The organism is Myroides sp. 1354 (assembly GCF_030324495.1).
Classification (GTDB): domain Bacteria; phylum Bacteroidota; class Bacteroidia; order Flavobacteriales; family Flavobacteriaceae; genus Flavobacterium.
Genome location: NZ_JACAGN010000043.1, coordinates 1 through 664 on the forward strand (window position 1 = coordinate 1; position 664 = coordinate 664).

Sequence of the window (664 nt, forward strand, 5' to 3'; positions counted from 1 at the left end):
TGCAGATGTACTTCACGTCCCAACTATAACAAAGAATCTGGTTTCAGTTGGGCAAATGGCTGAACAGGGTCTGCAAGTGAGGTTTAATCCTCAAGGTTGCTTTGTTGAAGACTTCAAGGATCAATGCCGCTTGGTTGCAAAGGGCAACAGAAATGGAAGAATGTTTACCTTGGATGTAAGCATGCCTCAGGTGAAGGCTGCAATGTTTGCACATGGGACAGGTGTCATTGCAGATATTGACATTTGGCATAAGCGCATTGGACATGTGGATGTGCAACGGTTAAAGGCAATGCTGACTATAAACATTGATGATGGGTTGCCCAAATTTAAGGTTGAGGGTATGCATAAAGTGTGTGAAGTATGCCAGCTTGGTAAGCAGTCCAAACATGCTTTTCCGCATGATATGCATGTGAGTGCGAGGCCGTTAGATGTTATACACTCTGATGTATGGGGTCCGTCCAGGACTGCAACAATTGCAGGTTGCAGGTATTATGTTACATTCATTCATGACCACACTAGGAAAGTGTGGGTCTATTTCATGAAAGAAAAAGGTGAAGTGTTTGGTCACTTCCAAAAGTTTAAAGCTATGGTGGAGAAGGAAAAAGGCATGCAGATCAAATGCCTAAGATCTGGTGGAGGGGGAGAATATATCTCTAATGAAGTT

General features: G+C 43.2%; 1 protein-coding gene. It reads left to right on the forward strand.

Features of this window, described 5'->3' with window-relative positions; translation table 11 throughout:
* A partial coding sequence (locus tag HX004_RS17665; RefSeq protein WP_286444177.1) for a GAG-pre-integrase domain-containing protein occupies nucleotides 1-664 on the forward strand: 664 nt, incomplete at both ends.